The following is a 17488-nucleotide window of genomic DNA, read 5'->3' as shown; positions in this document are numbered from 1 at the left end:
CCGGCTGCACTCCTGGTGCGGCGACGTTCCCCCGGCCGAGTACGAGGAGCAGTACTACCGTCAGAACACCGACACGGACACCGCCGAGTCGGCACAACCCAGCCTCCACTAAACCCGGAGCGGTTCAGTCTGAGGTCGGGAGTTGCGCCGGGGCTGAGTTGGCGTGCGGGTTCTGCGGCGTTGAGGGCGGGAGTTGCGCCGGGGCTGGGTTGGCGTGCGGGTTCTGCGGCGTTGAGGGCGGGAGTTGCGCCGGGGCTGGGTTGGCGTGCCGGTTCTGCCGCGTCGCAGGTTCGAGTTGCGCCGGGGCTGAGTTGGCGTGCGGAGTCGGTCGGGACCTGGCTCGCGGGTTGCGCCCGGGCTGAGTTGGCGCGCGGGTGGCGGGGTCAGCGGGTGGGGTGGGCGTGGGCGAAGCGGCGGTGGAGGTCTCGGACCTCGTCCTCGAGCTGAGGAGCAGGGCCGTCGACGACGGCCCCCGGCACCACCTCGCGGATCGAGAGCGGCGCGACCGGGGAGTTCGGCGCACCCCACGCGGACCGCCACGCGCCCAGCTGGGCCGAGCTCACGGCATACACGATCCGGCCAAGGCCGACCCAGGCGTGCGCGGCCGAGCACATCGGGCAGTGCTCGCCCGAGGTGTAGACGGTGGCGGCGGCGCGCTCGTCGGCGCTCAGGTGCGCGCCGGCCCAGCGGGCGATGGCGAGCTCGGGGTGCTGGGTGGCCTCGAGGGCGATCACGTGGTTGTGGTCCTCGAAGAGCACGTCGCCGGAGCCGGAGACGAGCACCGACCCGAACGGCTCGTCGCCGCGCTCGAGCGCCAGGCGGGCCAGCTCGACGGCCCGGCGCAGGTGGCCGAGGTCGACGGGCCCGATGCTCATGCCACCCTCCCGGTGACGAGCGCGAAGGTGACGAAGGCGCCGCCGTCCGCCTCGAGCATCGACTGGACGGGTGAGGTCGGCTGGCCCTTGAGCTCCATGACGGCACGCTCCCAGAGCAGCCAGTTGGCGCACGCGTCGACCTGGTTGCGCGCCGTGACCGCGGTGAAGGCACGGCTGAACTCCCACTGGCTGCGCAGCCAGTCGGCCGTGTGCCAGGCAGCCGTCTCGGCACCGACGACGCGGTCGATGTGGTCGGGGATCTCGCCGAGCTCGCGCACCTCGGTCGTCAGGGCGGGCGTCGCGATGCCGAGCTGGCCGCCGGGCTTGAGGAAGGTGGCCAGGTAGGGCGGGTAGTGGTCGCCGGTGCCGAAGTACTCCCACGCGTCGATGCTGACGATGGCGTCGAAGCTGCCACGGCCGAAGGGCAGGGCGTGGGCGTCGACGCGCATCGGCAGGACCTGGTCGTCCACCCCCTCCTTGCGGAACACCCCGGCGGCAGCGGTCGGGTCGACCCACAGGTCGGCGGCGATGACGTGCACGCCGTACTCGCGGGCGAGGAAGACCGACGTCGCCCCGAGGCCCGACCCGAGGTCGAGCACCCGCATGCCGGGACGCAGCTCGAGGTCGGTGGCGAGGTCCTCGAGGAGCCACAAGGGGTGCGGCCCCATGTCGAGGTCGACGAGCCACTTGGCGTCGTACTTCGAGGACCTGGGGAAGGCCTCGCGGGTCAGGTGGTCGAGGGCGGGCATGCCTCGATCCTCCGGGACGACGACGTATGCCGTCGAGCCCGTTTCACGGTGCGGCGCCCCTCCCGTCGGGCGTGCGTCAGCAGGCGCGGACGAGGCGCTCGGGGGAGAGGTCCGCGAGCGACGTGCAGCCGGTCAGTGCCAGCTGGAGGTCGAGCTCCGCACGGAGGTTGCGCAGCACCTCGGACACTCCTTCGGCGCCGGCGAGAGCGAGCCCGTAGACGTGTGGTCGACCGATGCCGACCGCGGTCGCTCCGAGCGCCAGCGCGACGAAGATGTCTGCTCCGCAACGGATCCCGCTGTCGAAGATGACGGGCGCGCTCGACCCGGCACCGCGCACCGCTTCGACGACGCCGGGAAGGGCGTCGAGGGCCGCGACGGACCGGTCGACCTGGCGGCCGCCGTGGTTGGAGACGTAGATGCCGTCGACCCCAGCGTCGAGGGCGCGGCGCGCGTCGTCGGGGTGCAGGATCCCCTTGAGCACGATGGGCAGGCTCGTCAGGGACCGTAGCCGCGGCAGGTCGTCCCAGGTCAGCGACGGCCGGCTGAACACGTCGAGGAACGTCTCGACCGCGGCCCGCGGCTCGGGCGCGGTGAGGTTGCGGCGCGTGTCTCCGGGGTGGTTGCGGCTCATCGCCACGAGGGTGGACACCGCGCCCGCGGTCGGTCGGGGACGCGCGGCGGGCGTGGCCGCCGCGGCGGCCACGCGCTCGCGAACGAGCCGCTGGAACACGGGGTCGGACGTGTACTGGGCGATCCCCTCGCCGCGGGCGAACGGCAGGTGCCCGAGGTCGAGGTCGCGTGGACGCCAGCCGAGGTATGCCATGTCGAGCGTGACGACGAGCGCCTCGCTGCCGCACGCCTCGGCTCGCGAGACGAGGCTCTCGACGAGGTCGTCATCGCTGCTCCAGTAGAGCTGGTACCAGTGCCCCGAGCCTCCGAGGGCGCGGGCCACGTCCTCCATGGGGACCGAGGCCTGGGTGCTGAGGATCTGGGTGACGTGCTGGTCGCGGGCGCCCCGCGCGACGGCGAGGTCGGCCTCGTCGTCGGCCATCGACAGCACGCCGACGGGAGCGACGAGCAGCGGGCTCTCGTGCCGCCGTCCGAAGAGCTCGACGGACGTGTCGCGTTCGGTCGTGTCGACGAGCAGGCGCGGCACGACGCGCCACCGGGCGAAGGCCGTCACGTTGGCGTCGGCGCTCGCCTCGGATCCGGCCGACCCTGCGACGTAGGCGAACCCGCGCCTCGACATGACCTTGCGCGCCGCGGCCTCGAGGCGGGTGCCGTCGGTGGGGACCTTCGGCCGTCGACCGAAGGCGCCGGCCCGGTAGATCGCCGCCTGCGCGATCCGCCCGATGCCCTCCGGCGGCCTGGGTGCTGGCGGCATACGTGCTCCTCCGGTCGCGTGGGCGCCGTCCGCGTCGGTGCGGTCGGCGGCTGCCCCCCATCCTGCTACCCGTGCGTCGTCCGGCTCGGTCGAAGGTCGCCGGGGACCGAGGTCACGCAGGTCACCATGTGACCGAGATGGTCTCGCGCCACCAGCGCTCGAGGTCGTCGACCGGGTCGGCGCCGCTGCGGCTCCAGAGCCGGAGGTAGAGCTCGATCGGGTCGCCGGCGAGGGTGTGGTCCGCGGCGGCCTCCGGCGAGCTCGCGTCGACCCGGCGCGTCGAGACCGGGCGCCCCGTCGCGAGGTCGACGAGCCACGCGACCTCGGAGCCGTCGGGTCGCACGAGCAGCGTCGTCGGGGCTCCCGGCGCCGCGCCCTCCTTCCGGCGGGTCACGAACCCGACGAGGAGCTCGTCGATGACGTCGAGCGCGACCGGCCGCCGGATCCACGTCTCGTCGGCCCGGGGCGGCCGGCGCAGGCGTGCAGCGAGCGCGTCGACGGCGTGGATCGTGGTCTCGTGGCACTGCCGACGCGTCCAGAAGAGGCGGGGGGCGGGCGCGTCCCGGAGGAAGACGAGGGCCTCGAGGTCGTCGGGGGCGTCGACGACGGCCTGCAGCAGGGCCGTCGCGCCCTCGTCGAACCAGCCCAGCGGGTCGGCGGACGCGCGCCCCTCCTGCTCGAGCGGCTCGGGTGGCTCGATCGGTCGGCCGCGCAGGTGGCTGGCGGCCCACCGGTGGACCATGCCCTGGTGGGCGACGAGGTCGAGCACGGTCCAGCCCGGGCAGGTCGGGACCGGCGCGTCGAGCCCGGCCGCCACGGCGTTGGCACGCAGCACCGTCGAGGCGGCGCCGAGCGCCTCGCCGAGCTCGTCGAGGGACAGGTCGAGCGGTCCGGGCGCCGCGCTGGGTCGAGGCATGTCAGCGAGTGTGCCGCACGCGTTCCCCCGCGGACGGGCGGGGCGGGGCGGCGGCGGTAGATTTGCCCGGCGGGACGGTCACCACCGTCCGCCGCCGTCATCCGAGCGACAACCCACGCACCATCCGGAGGCCCCCGTGGACGCCAGCGACCTGCTGCGCAACTCGCTCCTGCAGCTGTCCAAGCAGGAGAAGATCCGAGACGTCATCGAGAAGGCGCCCGTGTCGCGCTCGGTGGTCAAGCGCTTCGTGCCCGGGGCGGACCGCGCCGACGTCGTCGGTGCGGCGTCCGAGATCGCGGCCTCCGGTCGGCGCTCGACCATCGACTACCTCGGCGAGGACACGACGGACCTGGCGCAGGCGCGGCACACCCGCGACGCCTACGTCTCCCTGCTCACCGCCCTTCGGGACGAGGGCCTCACCGAGGGCGGCACCGTCGAGGTCTCCCTCAAGCTCAGCGCCCTCGGCCAGGCGCTCCCCGGCGACGGCAACGCGATCGCCCTCGACCACGCCCGAGAGATCTGCGAGCTGGCCAGGCAGGCCGGCACGACCGTGACCCTCGACATGGAGGACCACACGACGACCGACCTCACGCTCGACGCGCTGCGTGAGCTGCGGGCCGACTTCCCGACCGTCGGCGCGGTGCTGCAGGCCTACCTCTACCGCACCGAGGCCGACTGCCGGGACCTCGCGCACGCCGGCTCCCGCGTGCGCCTGTGCAAGGGCGCCTACAAGGAACCCGAGTCCGTCGCCTTCCAGTCCGGCGCCGAGGTCGACAAGTCCTACGTGCGCTGCCTCAAGATCCTCATGCAGGGCGAGGGCTACCCGATGGTCGCCTCCCACGACCCCCGCCTGATCGAGATCGCCGGCGCGCTCGCGGGCCAGGCCGGCCGCGACCCGAGGTCGTTCGAGTACCAGATGCTCTACGGCATCCGGCCCGAGGAGCAGAAGCGCATCGCCGACCGCGGCGACCAGATGCGCGTCTACATCCCGTACGGCCAGGAGTGGTACGGCTACCTCATGCGCCGCATGGCCGAGAAGCCGGCCAACGTCATGTTCTTCCTCCGCGGCGTCGCGACGAAGAGCTGAGCGAGGAGCAACGATGACGACGACGGCGATCTTCGGTGCGGGCGTGATGGGCGAGACCCTCGTCTCGGGCCTCATCCGCTCGGGCCGCACCCCCGGCGACCTCGTCGTCACCGGACGCTCGCCCGACAAGGTCAACGCGCTCGCCGAGCGGTACGGCGTGCGCGTCATGGCCAACCCTGACGCGGCTGACGTCGCCGACACCCTCGTGCTGTGCGTCAAGCCGCAGGACATGGCCGCGCTCCTCGACGAGATCCACGACCACGTGGCCCCCGGCAACGCGGTCGTCTCCCTCGCGGCCGGCATCACCACGGAGTTCCTCGAGTCCCGGCTGCCCGAGGGCACGTCGGTCATCCGCGTCATGCCCAACACCCCGGCACTGGTCGACCAGGGCATGGCCGGCATCTCGCCCGGCCGCCACTGCACCGACGACCACCTGTCCGAGGCCGAGGAGCTGCTCAGCTCGTGCGGCAAGGTGGTGCGCCTGCCCGAGAAGCACCTCGACGCCGTCACGGCGATCTCCGGCAGCGGTCCGGCCTACATCTTCTACGTGGTCGAGGCGATGATCGAGGCCGGCGTCGTGCTGGGCCTGCCACGCGCCACCGCCACCGAGCTCGTCGTCCAGACGCTCTACGGGGCCGCCACGATGCTCAAGGAGACCAAGGAGCACCCGACGGTGCTGCGCGAGCAGGTCAGCTCCCCGGGCGGCACGACCGTCGCGGCGCTGCGCCAGCTCGACGACCACAAGGTGCGCGCCGCCTTCGTGACGGCCATCGAGGCCGCGGCCGCGCGGTCCAAAGAGCTGGCATCCGGCCAGGTCTGAGGGCACTGTGGGGTGATGGCCGACCCGCACCCCGCCCTGCACCTCCACCCCGTCACCCCCGATGACTGGGAGTCGCACCGCGACGTGCGCCTCGAGATGCTGGAGGACGCGCCCGACGCCTTCTGGTTCACCTACGCCGACGAGGCCGTCTACGAGGAGGCGGACTGGCGCGAGCGCATCGAAGGGGTGTGGCTCGTGCAGGCACGTGACGCCGATGGTGTGCTCGGGAGTGCCGGTCTCGGGTCGCACTGGGAGCCCGAGCGGGCAACGACGGCAACGCTGTTCGGGATGTACGTCTCCCCGCGCGCCCGTGGCCGCGGTGTCGGTGAGGCGCTCGTGCGCGCCGTCCTGGACGAGGCGCGCCGCCTCGGCAAGTCCGAGGTCGTCCTCGAGGTGGCGAGCTCGAACGTCGCCGCCGAGGCGTTGTACGCGCGGTGCGGGTTCGTGCGCACCGGTGCCGTCCACGACCACCCTCGTCGCCCCGACCTGCGCGAGATCGAGATGACGCACCGCCTCTGAGTCCGCCTCTCGGGCAGCCGGTCCCGCGGTGCACCGAACGTTCACCGGTCCGCGGGTGCGGCCGGTGCGCCTGTCGTGCGAAGGTGGACCCATGAGCGCCACGAACGACATCACCGTGCGTCCCCTCGGCGAGGATGACTGGCAGGACTACCGTTCCGTCCGTCTCGCCGCCCTCCGTGAGTCGCCCGAGGCGTTCGTGGCCACGGTCGAGCAGGAGGAGGGCTACGACGAGGACTTCTGGCGTGAGCGCATGCAGCGCTCCGCACGACTCGTCGCCGAGCGCGAGGGCCAGGCCGTGGGTGTCGTCAGCATCGGCGCCGCCAAGGGCAGCGAGGACGCTGCCGGGGAGCTCTTCGGGCTCTGGGTGCGCCCGGAGGCCCGCGGTTCAGGCGTGGCGACGAGGCTCGTCAAGGACGGCGCCTCGCTCGCCGCCCAGCGCGGCCACTCTCACCTCGTCTACTGGGTCGGCACGGAGAACGGCCGGGCCGTCGCGTTCGCCAGCGGCATGGGCTTCCGCCCCACCGACTACCGCCGGCCGATGGGCGTCGTCAGCGAGGAGGACGGCGAGGAGGAGATCGCCATGGTCCTCCCGCTCGGCTCCGACAACGGGCCACTGCTGCGCCTCTGAGCCGCCCGGGCGGACGCCCCGGACACGACGAACCCACCGACCCGTATGCCGGGAGCACGTGGGTTCGATTGTGCGACAGCCGGATCGGTGGCCGGATGAGTGGACGGGCCGGTGGCCAAGCCGACCCGTCAGGGGCGCGCCGCGAAGCGCTCGATCAGCTCGACCGGGCCGCTGACGATGAGCATGTGGTGCGCCGAGATCTTCGTCTGCGGCACGGCATACGTGAAGTCCTCCCCCGGCGCCTTGACGCCGACGACGGTGACGCCGTACTTGCGGCGGATCGAGCTCTGCTCGAGCGTGAAGCCGACCGTCTCCGACGGCGGCTTGAGCTTGACGATGGCGAAGCCGTCGTCGAACTCGATGTAGTCGAGCAGCTTGCCGTTGACGAGGTGGGCCACCCGGCGGCCCGAGTCGGCCTCGGGTGAGATGACGTGGTGCACGCCGATGCGGTCGAGGATGCGCTTGTGCTCGGGGGAGAGGGCCTTGGCCCAGATCGACGGGACGCCGGCGTCGACGAGGTTGGCGGCCGCCAGCACCGACGACTCGACCGAGGAGCCGATGCCGACGATGGCGATCTTCGGCTGCGCGGCACGGATCATCTCCAGGCCCGAGGACTGCGCCATGTCGGCGTGCACGACCTTGGAGACCTTGTTGACGTAGCTCTCGGCGATGGCGTTGTCGCGCTCGACGGCGATGACGCGGTGACCGAGCCTCGTGAGCTCGAGAGCCACGGCCGAGCCGAAGCGTCCCAGCCCGATGACGATCACGTCGTCCTCGAAGAGCCGGTTGCGGCCCATGCGTGTTACCTCCGTCATCCGGTGCGCGTTTCCGCGATAGCGTCTCAATCATGCCAACTCAGGCCCGGGTCGTCTGGGATGCCTCGTTCACGAGGTACAACTTCGGCCCCACCCACCCGATGGCGCCCGTCCGTCTGGACCTCACGGCGCGCCTGTGCGAGGCCCTCGGGGTCTTCGACGTCGAGGGTGTCGAGGTGGTCGGCGCCGACGTGGCCCCGGACGAGCTGCTGGCGACCGTCCACGACGACGACTACGTCGCCGCCGTCAAGGCGGCCTCCCTCGACCCGTCGACCGCCCAGGACGCCTACGGGCTGGGCACCGAGGACGACCCCGCCTTCGAGGGCATGCACGACGCGAGCGCCCGGGTCGTCTCCGGCACCGTCGACAGCGCTCGAGCCGTCTGGGAGGGCGAGGCCGAGCACGCGGTGAACTTCACCGGCGGCCTGCACCACGCCATGCGCGACAAGGCGAGCGGCTTCTGCGTCTACAACGACATCGCCGTCGGCATCCAGTGGCTGCTCGACCACGGCGCCGAGCGCGTGGCCTACGTCGACGTCGACGTGCACCACGGTGACGGCGTCGAGCGGATCTTCTGGGACGACCCGAGGGTCCTGACGATCTCCGTCCACGAGACCGGCAGGGCGCTCTTCCCCGGCACTGGGTGGCCCACCGACGTCGGCGGCCCGGACGCCGAGGGCAGCGCCGTCAACGTCGCGCTCCCGCCCGGGCTCAGCGACGCCGGCTGGCTGCGGGCGATCCACGCCGTGGTCATGCCCCTGGTCCGTGCGTTCCGCCCCGACGTGCTCGTCACCCAGCACGGCTGCGACACCCACGCCGAGGACCCGCTCGCGCACTTCGCCGTCACCGTCGACGCCCAGCGCGCCGCTGCCGACGCCCTGCACCGGCTCGCCCACGACGTGTGCGAGGGCCGCTGGGTGGCCCTCGGCGGCGGAGGCTACGAGGTCGTCGACGTCGTCCCCCGCACGTGGACCCACCTCACCGCGATCGCCGCGCACGCCCCCATCAAGACCACCGTGCCCGTCCCGGAGGACTGGCGCTCCCACGTCGAGCACGTCTTCGGCCGCCCGGGCCCGCGCCGCATGGGCGACCTCACCGCCGAGGACGGCCCGCTCTGGTGGCGCTCATGGGAGATGGGCTACGACCCCGCCAGCGAGGTCGACCGCGCCGTCATGGCCACCCGCACGGCCGTCTTCCCGCTCCACGGTCTCGACATCCACTTCGACTGAGATATCTGCGCTGCGCTGCGCTTCGCTTCGCGCGTGCCTCGGCGCCCTGAAGCCGTCGCCTTCCTCCGCTTCGCTCGCTCGTTCCTCGCTCGCTTCGCTTCGTCCAGGCGACGCCGGCGATGCGGCCTGCTGTTGGCGCTCCGCTTCGCTTCGCGCGTGCCTCGGCGCCCTGCAGACGTCGCCTTCCTCCGCTTCGCTCGCTCGTTCCTCGCTCGCTTCGCTTCGTCCAGGCGACGCCGGCGCCTCGGCCGACGGGCTCGGGATTTGCACGCAAACCGGTTGGTCCTACGGCGCTGGGGCGCCTAACATGACGGCACGGCGACGACGGGCCTGACGATCCTGAGCCGAGCACGACCAGAGGCCGTCCGCGATCCGCGGCGGCGAAGGTGTGGTGGCACAGCGACATTCCCCATCGCCCACACCTCCGGGGCACCAACCCTCTGGAGGTGAACGGAATGCAACCAAACCCATCCACGACCCGTGCTCCGCGCGTGCTCGCCGGAGACCTCGGCTCGGTCGAGTCCGGCGCTCGCGCCACGCTCGCCGGGTGGATCCACCGCCGCCGCGTCCTCGCGAGCGTCACGTTCCTCGTGCTGCGCGACCGTTCGGGCCTGGCCCAGGTCGTCGTCAAGGACCCCTCGACCGTCGAGCAGCTCGCCAGGCTGCCCGAGGAGACCGTCGTCGAGGTGACCGGCGTCGTCTGCGCCAACGAGTCCGCCCCCGGCGGCGCCGAGCTCGTCGAGCCGGTGATCACGGCGCTCACCGAGCCGGCCCTCGCCCCGCCGACCGAGCTGTGGCGCCCCACCTTCGGCGCCGGCCTGCCGACGCACCTCGACCATGCCGCCGTGACCCTGCGCCACCCCCGGCACCGGGCCGCGTGGCAGATCGCGAGCGCCTCGATGCGCGGCTTCCGCGAGGCCCTCGGCGCGCTCGACTTCACCGAGATCGCGACGCCCAAGCTCGTCGGCACCGCCACCGAGTCGGGCGCCAACGTCTTCACCGTCGACTACTTCGGCCGGACCGCCTACCTCGCGCAGAGCCCGCAGCTCTACAAGCAGATGCTGGTCGGGGTCTTCGAGCGGGTCTTCGAGGTCGGCCCGGTCTTCCGCGCCGAGCCGCACGACACGGTGCGCCACCTCGCGCAGTACACCTCGCTCGACGCCGAGCTCGGCTTCGTCCGCGACCACCGCGACGTCCTCACCGTCCTCCGCGCCGCGATCGCGGGCATGGTCGAGGCCATCGGGGAGTATGCCGGCGACGCCGCTGCGCTCCTGGGCGTCGAGCTGCCCCGGGTGCCCGAGGAGTTCCCCGTCATCCACTTCAGCGACGCGCTCGCCAAGGTCGGCGCCGACCTGGACGAGCCCGACCTCAGCCCCGCCCACGAGCGGGCGCTCAGCGAGTGGGCCACGACGGCATACGACTCGGACTTCCTTGCGGTGGAGGGCTACCCGATGGGCAAGCGACCCTTCTACACGCACCCGCAGCCCGGTGACGAGCGGTGGAGCAACAGCTTCGACCTGCTCTTCCGCGGGCTCGAGCTGACGACCGGCGGGCAACGGCTGCACCGGCCGTCGGACTACGCGGCGGCCATGGCGCGCACGGGCACCGACCCGGCTGTGCTCGCCGGCTACCTCGACGCCTTCGCCCACGGCATGCCTCCGCACGGCGGGTTCGCCATCGGGCTGGAGCGGTGGGTCGGGCGGCTGACCGGGGCGGAGAACATCCGCGAGGTGACGCTCTTCCCCCGAGACCTGCACCGCCTGGAGCCATGACCTGTCGCGGACCGGCCGGAACATCCACAGGTTCGGGATCGGCGTGTCGAGTTGCGCGTCACCGATTCGTTCCGACGTTCGCTTCCCCTCCAGTCACATCTGCCCCTAATGTTGCTTCTTGCACCTGCGTGAAGTTTCGCCGGAGGGGAAGCCGTCGACGCGCGGGTGCAAACCCACTCAAGATCGGGGTAACACATGTCGAATGAGCGCCAGCTCGCCGAGGTGCGGTTTCTGACCGTCGCCGAGGTCGCCTCGATCATGCGCGTGTCGAAGATGACCGTCTACCGGCTCGTCCACGGCGGAGATCTTCCGGCCGTACGGGTCGGCCGCTCCTTCCGGGTTCCGGAGGATGCGGTCCACAAGTACCTGGAGACGTCCTTCATCGACACCGCGTGACAGCAGCGTCATCACGCACCCGAGGGGGCGGCCGCGACCACCTGGTCCGGCCGCCCCCTCGGCATTCGTGCACGCGGGGGGCCGGTGTCCGGGCAGATCTGCTTTTGGGCTAGAGGCGGGGCACGCGCTAGTCTGTGAACCCTGTTCGGCTCGTGAAGTTCGACCTACCCTCCTGCGAGGGTGTCGACGCAGGTCGGCACCAGCTCAGTTCCAGGACAAGTCTCAAGACTCACGACAAGGACAAACATGGGTTCTGTCATCAAGAAGCGCCGCAAGCGGATGGCGAAGAAGAAGCACCGCAAGCTGCTGCGCAAGACGCGTCACCAGCGTCGCAACAAGAAGTGACCTGACCAGCTCAGGACCAGCGGCCTCGTTCCGCACGCTCTCGACCCTCACCAGTGGTGGGGGTCGTTCGCGTTCCCGCGGTCCCCAGCCTTCCTCGCAGCCGGTGGCCTCCGGCGAGAGGCTCGACACATCGGACGCCGCGACCCCCCGCACGGGTACGAACCTCACACGCTCTCGGTAGGCTGCGAGGGCGGGGGAGCGAGGTCTCCTCCGCAGCGCATGCCGACCCACCGCCCCGCAGCACCGGGGTACGGCCTGAGCACGACGTGTCAGCACCGACCGATGACAGGAGGAGCCGATGGCCAAGGTCGTCCTCGTCACGGGCGTGTCTCGCTACCTCGGTGGCCTCTACGCCCGCCGGCTGTCGACCGACCCGTCCATCGAGCGGATCCTCGGTGTCGACGTCGTGCCGCCGAAGCACTCGATCGGGCGGGCCGAGTTCGTGCGTGCCGACATCCGCAACCCGATGATCGGGCGCATCATGGCGCAGGCCGGCGTCGACACCGTCGTGCACATGAACGTCATCGCGACGCCCAAGGACACCGGCGGCCGCGTGACGCAGAAGGAGATCAACGTCATCGGCACGATGCAGCTGCTCGCTGCGTGCCAGAAGTCCGAGTCGGTCTCGCGTCTCGTCGTGAAGTCCTCGGCCGCCGTCTACGGCTCGTCTCCGCGCGACCCCGCCATGTTCACCGAGGACATGAACCCCAAGACCCTGCCGCGGACCGGTTTCGGCAAGGACTCCGTCGAGGTCGAGGGCTACGTGCGCGGCTTCTCCCGGCGCCGTCCCGACGTCGAGATCACGATGCTGCGCCTGGCCAACGTCGTCGGCCCGAGCATCCACACCGCCATCACCGACTACTTCTCGCTGCCGCTCGTGCCCATCCCGCTCGGCTACGACGCACGGTTCCAGTTCATCCACGAGGACGACGCGACGGCCGCGATGATCCTGGCCACCACCGGTCCGGCCGCCGGCATCGTCAACGTCGCCGGCGACGGCTTCCTCACCGTCACGCAGTGCACCGCCATCGCGCGGCGCCCGGTCATCCCGGTGCCGCTCCAGGCCGCCGGCGTCATCGGCAACATCGTGCGGCGCAGCGGCTTCGCCGACTTCTCGTCCGACCAGCTGACCTTCCTCGCCTTCGGTCGGGGGCTCGACACGGCGCGCATGCGATCGGTGCTCGAGTTCGAGCCGCACTTCACCACCCGTGCTGCCTTCGAGGACTACGCCCGTCACCTGCGACCTGCCGTGCCCGGGGTCGAGGGCGTGGGCGAGGTCGTCAGCGACGCCGCGGGCGGCACTGCCGCGGCGCTCTCCCGAGTCTTCGACAGGATCCAGCCGTGACCGCCGACCCGAGCAAGGCCGCCGCGGAGACGTCGGGCAGCACGCCTGCCTCCACTCCCTCGGCGGCAAAGCCCTCCGCCAGGGCTGCCGCCAAGTCCTCGACCAAGAAGTCGTCGACCGGCACGTCCTCGACCAAGAAGTCGTCGACCGGCACGTCCTCGACCGGGACGTCGGCGGCCCGGAAGCCCGCGGCCGGGAAGCCCGCGGCCAAGGCCGCTGCGAAGACGGCCGCCGAGAGGAAGCCCGCCGACAAGAAACGCTCCGGCAAGGCGGCAGCCAAGAAGGCGTCCGCCAAGGCCGAGGCGAGGAAGAAGCCGGCCTCGAAGCGGACTGTCGCCTCCGTCGACGCGGCCACCAGGGCGTCCGGCGCCTCCACCGCTTCAGCCACGTCCGCCGGGTCCACGCACCAGTCCGCGCACCAGTCCACTCCCGAGCCGGCGAAGACGCAGTCAGGGGCATCGGCGCGACCAGCCCGCGGTGCCTTCGCGGCCGGCGCGGCCCGCGCGTCGGGGGAGCGCCGCCGTCGCAGCGGCACGCCCCTCATCCCCACCGCCCCGGTCGAGCTGAGCGCGGCGCGCCGCCGCGCCGTCGGGGCCCCGGCCGACGAGGTCGTCTCGGCGGTGACCGAAGGCCCCACCGAGCCCGAGACAGGGCTCGAGACAGGGCTCGAGACCGGGTCGTCAGGGACGACCCGGGAGCAGGCCCCGACCGCCGGCGCGTCGACCAGACGGGACACGTCCGACACCCCCGTCACCTCCGTCGCCGCGGACGAGACGGGCGAGGTCGCCGAGCCCGAGGTCCCCGAGATCCTGGAGGTCGCCGAGGCCCCCGAAGCCGACGACCCCGCCGACGTGCTCCCCGCCGAGCCCACCCCGCCCCGCAGCCGGCCGCGGCCCAGCCGGGCCTCCGTGCGCTCGACGCGCCGGGCCTCCCCGGGGGAGCCCGCCCGTCTGCGCGCCGTCCCTTCCACCCCGCCGACCCCGACGCACGACGAGAGCCACGTCGCCGACCCGGACACACGGCATACCCAGGAGGCCGGCGCAGGTGGCTGGGAGCACGCGCTGACCTCGGGACTGCAGTCGCGCGCCGAGAAGCTCGTCGGCGCGGTGCTCGAGGGGGCGGAGTTCTCCTCGGAGTCCCGGCCCGGGCCGGCCGAGCTCGTCGAGCTCGCCGTCAACGTGCTGCGCGCCGCCGCGACGTCGGCGGGCGTGCCGGCCGAGGAGGCGGAGCGCCAGGTCGCCGAGACCCTCGCCTACCTGCGCCGCCGCCTGACGGGCGACTACGTCGTCGACGAGTTCGGCTTCGACGAGGACTACACCGTCAACGTCCACCTGCCCCTGCTGCGGCCGTTCTACAAGAAGTGGTTCCGCGTCGAGGTGCGCGGCATCGAGAACATCCCCGACGAGGGTGGCGCGCTCGTCGTCGGCAACCACTCCGGCACGATCGCCATGGACTCGCTCATGACCCAGGTGGCCGTCTACGACGAGCACCCGCGCCACCGCCACCTGCGGATGCTCGGCGCCGACCTCGTCTTCCAGATGCCGTTCGTCGGCGCCATGGCACGCCGGTCCGGCACGACCCTCGCGGCCAACTCGGACGCGGAGCGGCTGCTGAGCAGCGGAGCGCTCGTCGGGGTCTGGCCGGAGGGCTTCAAGGGAGTCGGCAAGCCGTTCAGCGAGCGCTACAAGCTGCAGCGCTTCGGACGCGGCGGCTTCGTCTCGGCGGCCCTGCGCGCCGGCGTGCCCATCGTCCCGGTCTCGATCGTCGGTGCCGAGGAGATCTACCCCATCCTCGGCAACATGCCGGCCGTCGCCCGACTGCTCGGGCTGCCCTACGCCCCGATCACGCCGACATTTCCGCTGCTCGGACCGCTCGGCATGGTGCCGCTGCCGAGCAAGTGGCTCATCGAGTTCGGGCCTCCCATCGAGACCACGAGCTTCGGGCCCGAGGCGGCCGATGACCCCATGCTCGTCTTCGACCTCACCGACCAGGTGCGCGAGACGATCCAGCAGACGCTGTACAGCCTGCTCATGCAGCGCAAGTCCGTCTTCATCTGACGACGTCGCGGGTCCGGGCGCTCGGCGGGGCAACGACGCGGGGGCGACGCTCAGGGCAGCAGCTTGGACGGCGCGAGCGTCGGCACGGTGGGGAGGCCGAGGGTCACCGACGGCAGCGGGACCGTCGCGCTCGGCAGCGTGATCCCGCCGCCTCCGACACCCAGGGTCGAGGAGGTGACGCCGACGCCCGGGAGGCTGACCGACGCGCCGGGCAGCGTGACGCCGCCGCCGCCGACACCGACCGCGGTGCTCGTGAGCCCGACGCTCGGCAGGTTGACCGTGCCACCCGGCAGCGTGACCCCACCCGTCACCTTGACGCCGGGCAGCGGCAGGCCGCCCGCACCGGTGGCGCCGGGGGGCCGCGGAGCCGACGGGGCCGGGCTCGAGGCCGTGGCGCCGCCGGACGGCAGCGTGCCCGGGGCGGACGTGCCGCTACCCGGGATGCTGGGGCTCGCAGCCGCGGTGAGGCGCGCGAGCAACTGTCTGGCGGCGACCGCCCGGTCGCCGCAGGCGCTGCAGTCGGCGAGACCTCGCAAGGTCGCCACCTCGCCCGCCCCGAGCAGGTCGCGCAGGCGCTGCCACGCCGGCAGCGACGCCGCCGGCACCTGCGGCCGCATCGCGTCGACCTGCGGGATCGCCCGGGTGTAGAAGTCGGACAGCTCGGTCAGCGCGTCGGTGCGGCCCTCGGTCCGGTAGACCTCCATGAGGATCGTCTGTGCCCGGCCCGTCGCGTCGGTCGCCGAGTCGTATGCCGTGTCGAGGTCGTGGGGGGCCGGGGACCCGCCGTCGAGCAGGTCGCGTGCCTCGCCGATGTGCTCCTGCGCCTGCGCGAGATAGGTCAGGCCCTCGTCGTAGCGCGAACCGGCGAGCTGGATCGCGGCACGATCGAGCAGCTGCTTGACGCCGTAGAGGGCGTCGCCCGGCACGGCGGAGCGAGACGCGAACCCGAGCGCCCCACCGATGACGAGGATGCTGGCGGCTGCCGCGGCGACGAGCTTGAGGGGGCGCGCGGCGAAGCGCAGCACCGACACGGTGCCCCCGTCGGTCGTCGGGGAGGACGAGGGAGACCCGGGCGCTGAGGGTGCAGAGGGTGCCGAGGTGGGCGTGGTGCCGCCGGCGACCGGGCCGGCGTGGTCGGCGTCGCCGGGGGAGAGGGGCAGGAGGGGGACGACCGGTGCGGAGGACCCGGCGTCGTCGTCGAGCAGCCGGGCCCGCAGCTCGGAGACGAACTCGGCGCGCGGGGCCAGCCCCGCCTGGTCGACGGCCTGGACGGCATGGAGCACGGCAACGAGCTCGAGGATGCCCGGCTCGGAGACGGTCTCGCCGTCGAGGGCGCGTTGGAGCAGCTCGCCGTCGGCGCTCGCACCGAGATCCATCTCGCCTCCTTCGTCTGTCGCGTCCGTCGTGGGTGGGTGGTCGGTCGTGCCGGTGTCGTCCCGGTTCGTGCTGGTGTCGTGCTGGGGTGCGCTCGCCGTCAGGGCGGGAAGGGCGCCCCCACCGGACCCGGCGGCGCCTGCGGGCGCGTCACGTCACGGCATACGGCACGAGAGGCGGTGTCTCTCTCGGCACGGTCTACGGCGAGGGGTGGGTGGTGCGGGTCGTTCCGCAGGGGCCGGAGCACCGTCGTCGCTGCCACACCGACACCTGCGTTCACGCTGTCCACGGTGACACCGGTCGGCGCCCCGAGCGTCGGGGCGGGCCCACACGCGCCGTCCCTACGACGTGAGAACGACGCACTGGGCAGATGAGTTACGCGGGTCACAGCTCGACTCCGTCCAGAGCCTTGCGCAGCCCGCGGGTCGCCCGGAGCTGCAGCTGCTTGACCGCGCCCTCCGACTTGCCGAGCACCTTCGCGGTGTCGGCGAGGCTGAGGCCCTGCAGGAAGCGCAGCGTGATGCACTCGGCCTGGTCGGCCCCCAGGCCGCGGATCGCCGCGACGAGCCGCTCGTCGCGCAGCCGGGTCAGGACCTCGGTGTCGGGCGCGTCGACCCGCTCGTCGGCATCACGCATGTCGGCGGTGGCGACCTCGAAACGGAACTTCGCCGACTTCACGTGGTCGGCGATGAGGTTGCGCGCGATCGTGACGAACCAGGCCGCGATGTCCTTGCCCTGCCAGGTGAACGAGTCGATGCGGCGCATCGCGCGCAGGAAGGTCTCGGAGGTCAGGTCCTCGGCCAGGGCCCGGTTGGCGACCCGCACGAGGACATAGCGGAAGACGGTGTCGACGTAGATGTCGTAGAGCTGGGCGAAGGCCTCCTTGTCGCCGCCCTGCGCCAGCTCGACGAGGGCCGCGATCCGGGCCTGCTCGTCGGCGTCGCGCTCGACGTGGCGCCGGGGACCCGCCGAGCCCGGGGCGCCCGGGGTGACGCGGGTCAGGCCGCCGCCGTCGGCGCCCTCGCCGGCGAGGGCCGCCCAGATCGCGTCGAGGGCGGACCTCCACGTCGGCAGTGCCGGCCCGGCCGTGAGGGACGGGACGAGGGCAGGGGCCAGGGCGGGGGTGAGGGCAGGAGCGAGCGGCACTCGCGTCGGGTTCCTTCCCGACGCGGTGACA

Annotated in this window: 17 protein-coding genes; 10 read left to right on the top strand and 7 right to left on the bottom strand. The window is 72.5% G+C overall.

Translation table 11 applies throughout. From position 1 onward, the window contains the following. Positions 1 to 383 precede the first annotated feature (383 nt). The 4 genes from ABD297_RS05205 to ABD297_RS05190 all read right to left on the bottom strand — a co-directional run bounded on the left by ABD297_RS05205 (position 384) and on the right by ABD297_RS05190 (position 3924). Positions 384 to 875, bottom strand: a complete 492-nt coding sequence (locus ABD297_RS05205) for a nucleoside deaminase (RefSeq protein ID WP_344253621.1) — start codon at positions 873 to 875, stop codon at positions 384 to 386. Beyond that, positions 872 to 1624 (bottom strand): SAM-dependent methyltransferase, encoded by a 753-nt coding sequence (locus tag ABD297_RS05200; RefSeq protein WP_344253619.1) that lies wholly within the window; start codon positions 1622 to 1624, stop codon positions 872 to 874. The genes ABD297_RS05205 and ABD297_RS05200 overlap by 4 nt, the downstream gene beginning before the upstream one ends. A 76-nt stretch (positions 1625 to 1700) precedes the next feature. After that, positions 1701 to 3008: an alpha-hydroxy-acid oxidizing protein gene (locus ABD297_RS05195; RefSeq protein WP_344253617.1), complete on the bottom strand. Its 1308-nt coding sequence runs from the start codon at positions 3006 to 3008 to the stop codon at positions 1701 to 1703. Between the two features lie 121 nt (positions 3009 to 3129). Then, positions 3130 to 3924 carry a maleylpyruvate isomerase N-terminal domain-containing protein gene (locus tag ABD297_RS05190; protein WP_344253615.1) on the bottom strand — a complete coding sequence of 265 codons (795 nt, stop codon included), beginning with the start codon at positions 3922 to 3924 and terminating at the stop codon, positions 3130 to 3132. A 136-nt stretch (positions 3925 to 4060) separates the two neighbouring features. Between ABD297_RS05190 and ABD297_RS05185 the strand changes: the two genes are divergently transcribed. From ABD297_RS05185 to ABD297_RS05170, 4 genes are all read left to right on the top strand, one after another. Continuing rightward, positions 4061 to 5011, top strand: coding sequence for a proline dehydrogenase family protein (locus tag ABD297_RS05185; protein WP_344253614.1), 951 nt, complete (start codon positions 4061 to 4063; stop codon positions 5009 to 5011). A 13-nt stretch (positions 5012 to 5024) separates the two neighbouring features. After that, a complete protein-coding gene (gene proC, locus ABD297_RS05180) occupies positions 5025 to 5831 on the top strand; it encodes a pyrroline-5-carboxylate reductase (RefSeq protein ID WP_344253611.1) in 807 nt (268 codons plus the stop codon). A gap of 15 nt (positions 5832 to 5846) precedes the next feature. After that, entirely contained in the window at positions 5847 to 6350 is a 504-nt protein-coding gene (locus ABD297_RS05175; protein WP_344253609.1) for a GNAT family N-acetyltransferase, read from the top strand. 91 nt (positions 6351 to 6441) lie between these two features. Continuing rightward, positions 6442 to 6978 carry a GNAT family N-acetyltransferase gene (locus ABD297_RS05170; RefSeq protein ID WP_344253607.1) on the top strand — a complete coding sequence of 179 codons (537 nt, stop codon included), beginning with the start codon at positions 6442 to 6444 and terminating at the stop codon, positions 6976 to 6978. 128 nt (positions 6979 to 7106) lie between these two features. Here the strand turns inward: ABD297_RS05170 and ABD297_RS05165 are convergent, their stop codons facing one another. Continuing rightward, on the bottom strand, positions 7107 to 7775 hold the full coding sequence (locus ABD297_RS05165) for a potassium channel family protein (RefSeq protein WP_344253634.1): 669 nt from the start codon (positions 7773 to 7775) through the stop codon (positions 7107 to 7109). A 50-nt stretch (positions 7776 to 7825) separates the two neighbouring features. On the opposite strand from ABD297_RS05165, the gene ABD297_RS05160 reads away from it, so the two are divergent. The 6 genes from ABD297_RS05160 (at position 7826) to ABD297_RS05135 (ending at position 14937) form a co-directional block, all read left to right on the top strand. Further along, complete coding sequence (locus tag ABD297_RS05160; RefSeq protein ID WP_344253605.1) at positions 7826 to 9022, top strand: acetoin utilization protein AcuC; 1197 nt, start codon at positions 7826 to 7828, stop codon at positions 9020 to 9022. A gap of 455 nt (positions 9023 to 9477) precedes the next feature. After that, positions 9478 to 10794: an aspartate--tRNA(Asn) ligase gene (gene aspS, locus ABD297_RS05155; RefSeq protein ID WP_344253604.1), complete on the top strand. Its 1317-nt coding sequence runs from the start codon at positions 9478 to 9480 to the stop codon at positions 10792 to 10794. Positions 10795 to 10989: 195 nt separating this feature from the next. Beyond that, positions 10990 to 11190 (top strand): helix-turn-helix domain-containing protein, encoded by a 201-nt coding sequence (locus ABD297_RS05150; protein WP_030195773.1) that lies wholly within the window; start codon positions 10990 to 10992, stop codon positions 11188 to 11190. A 246-nt stretch (positions 11191 to 11436) separates the two neighbouring features. After that, positions 11437 to 11535, top strand: a complete 99-nt coding sequence (locus tag ABD297_RS05145; protein WP_003792170.1) for a 30S ribosomal protein bS22 — start codon at positions 11437 to 11439, stop codon at positions 11533 to 11535. Between the two features lie 298 nt (positions 11536 to 11833). Then, on the top strand, positions 11834 to 12880 hold the full coding sequence (locus ABD297_RS05140) for an NAD-dependent epimerase/dehydratase family protein (RefSeq protein ID WP_344253601.1): 1047 nt from the start codon (positions 11834 to 11836) through the stop codon (positions 12878 to 12880). Continuing rightward, positions 12877 to 14937, top strand: coding sequence for a lysophospholipid acyltransferase family protein (locus tag ABD297_RS05135; protein ID WP_344253599.1), 2061 nt, complete (start codon positions 12877 to 12879; stop codon positions 14935 to 14937). Before ABD297_RS05140 ends, ABD297_RS05135 begins: the two co-directional genes overlap by 4 nt. A 50-nt stretch (positions 14938 to 14987) precedes the next feature. On the opposite strand, the gene ABD297_RS05130 is transcribed toward ABD297_RS05135, so the two are convergent. Both ABD297_RS05130 and ABD297_RS05125 read right to left on the bottom strand, forming a co-directional pair. Beyond that, on the bottom strand, positions 14988 to 16313 hold the full coding sequence (locus ABD297_RS05130) for a DUF5667 domain-containing protein (protein ID WP_344253597.1): 1326 nt from the start codon (positions 16311 to 16313) through the stop codon (positions 14988 to 14990). Positions 16314 to 16695: 382 nt separating this feature from the next. Beyond that, positions 16696 to 17457: an RNA polymerase sigma factor gene (locus ABD297_RS05125; protein ID WP_344253595.1), complete on the bottom strand. Its 762-nt coding sequence runs from the start codon at positions 17455 to 17457 to the stop codon at positions 16696 to 16698. Positions 17458 to 17488: the final 31 nt, after the last annotated feature.

This window comes from Terrabacter carboxydivorans, from assembly GCF_039532035.1.
Lineage (GTDB): Bacteria > Actinomycetota > Actinomycetes > Actinomycetales > Dermatophilaceae > Terrabacter > Terrabacter carboxydivorans.
Note: the sequence above shows the minus strand (reverse complement) of the source record. Positions and strands in the feature narration are given on the sequence as shown.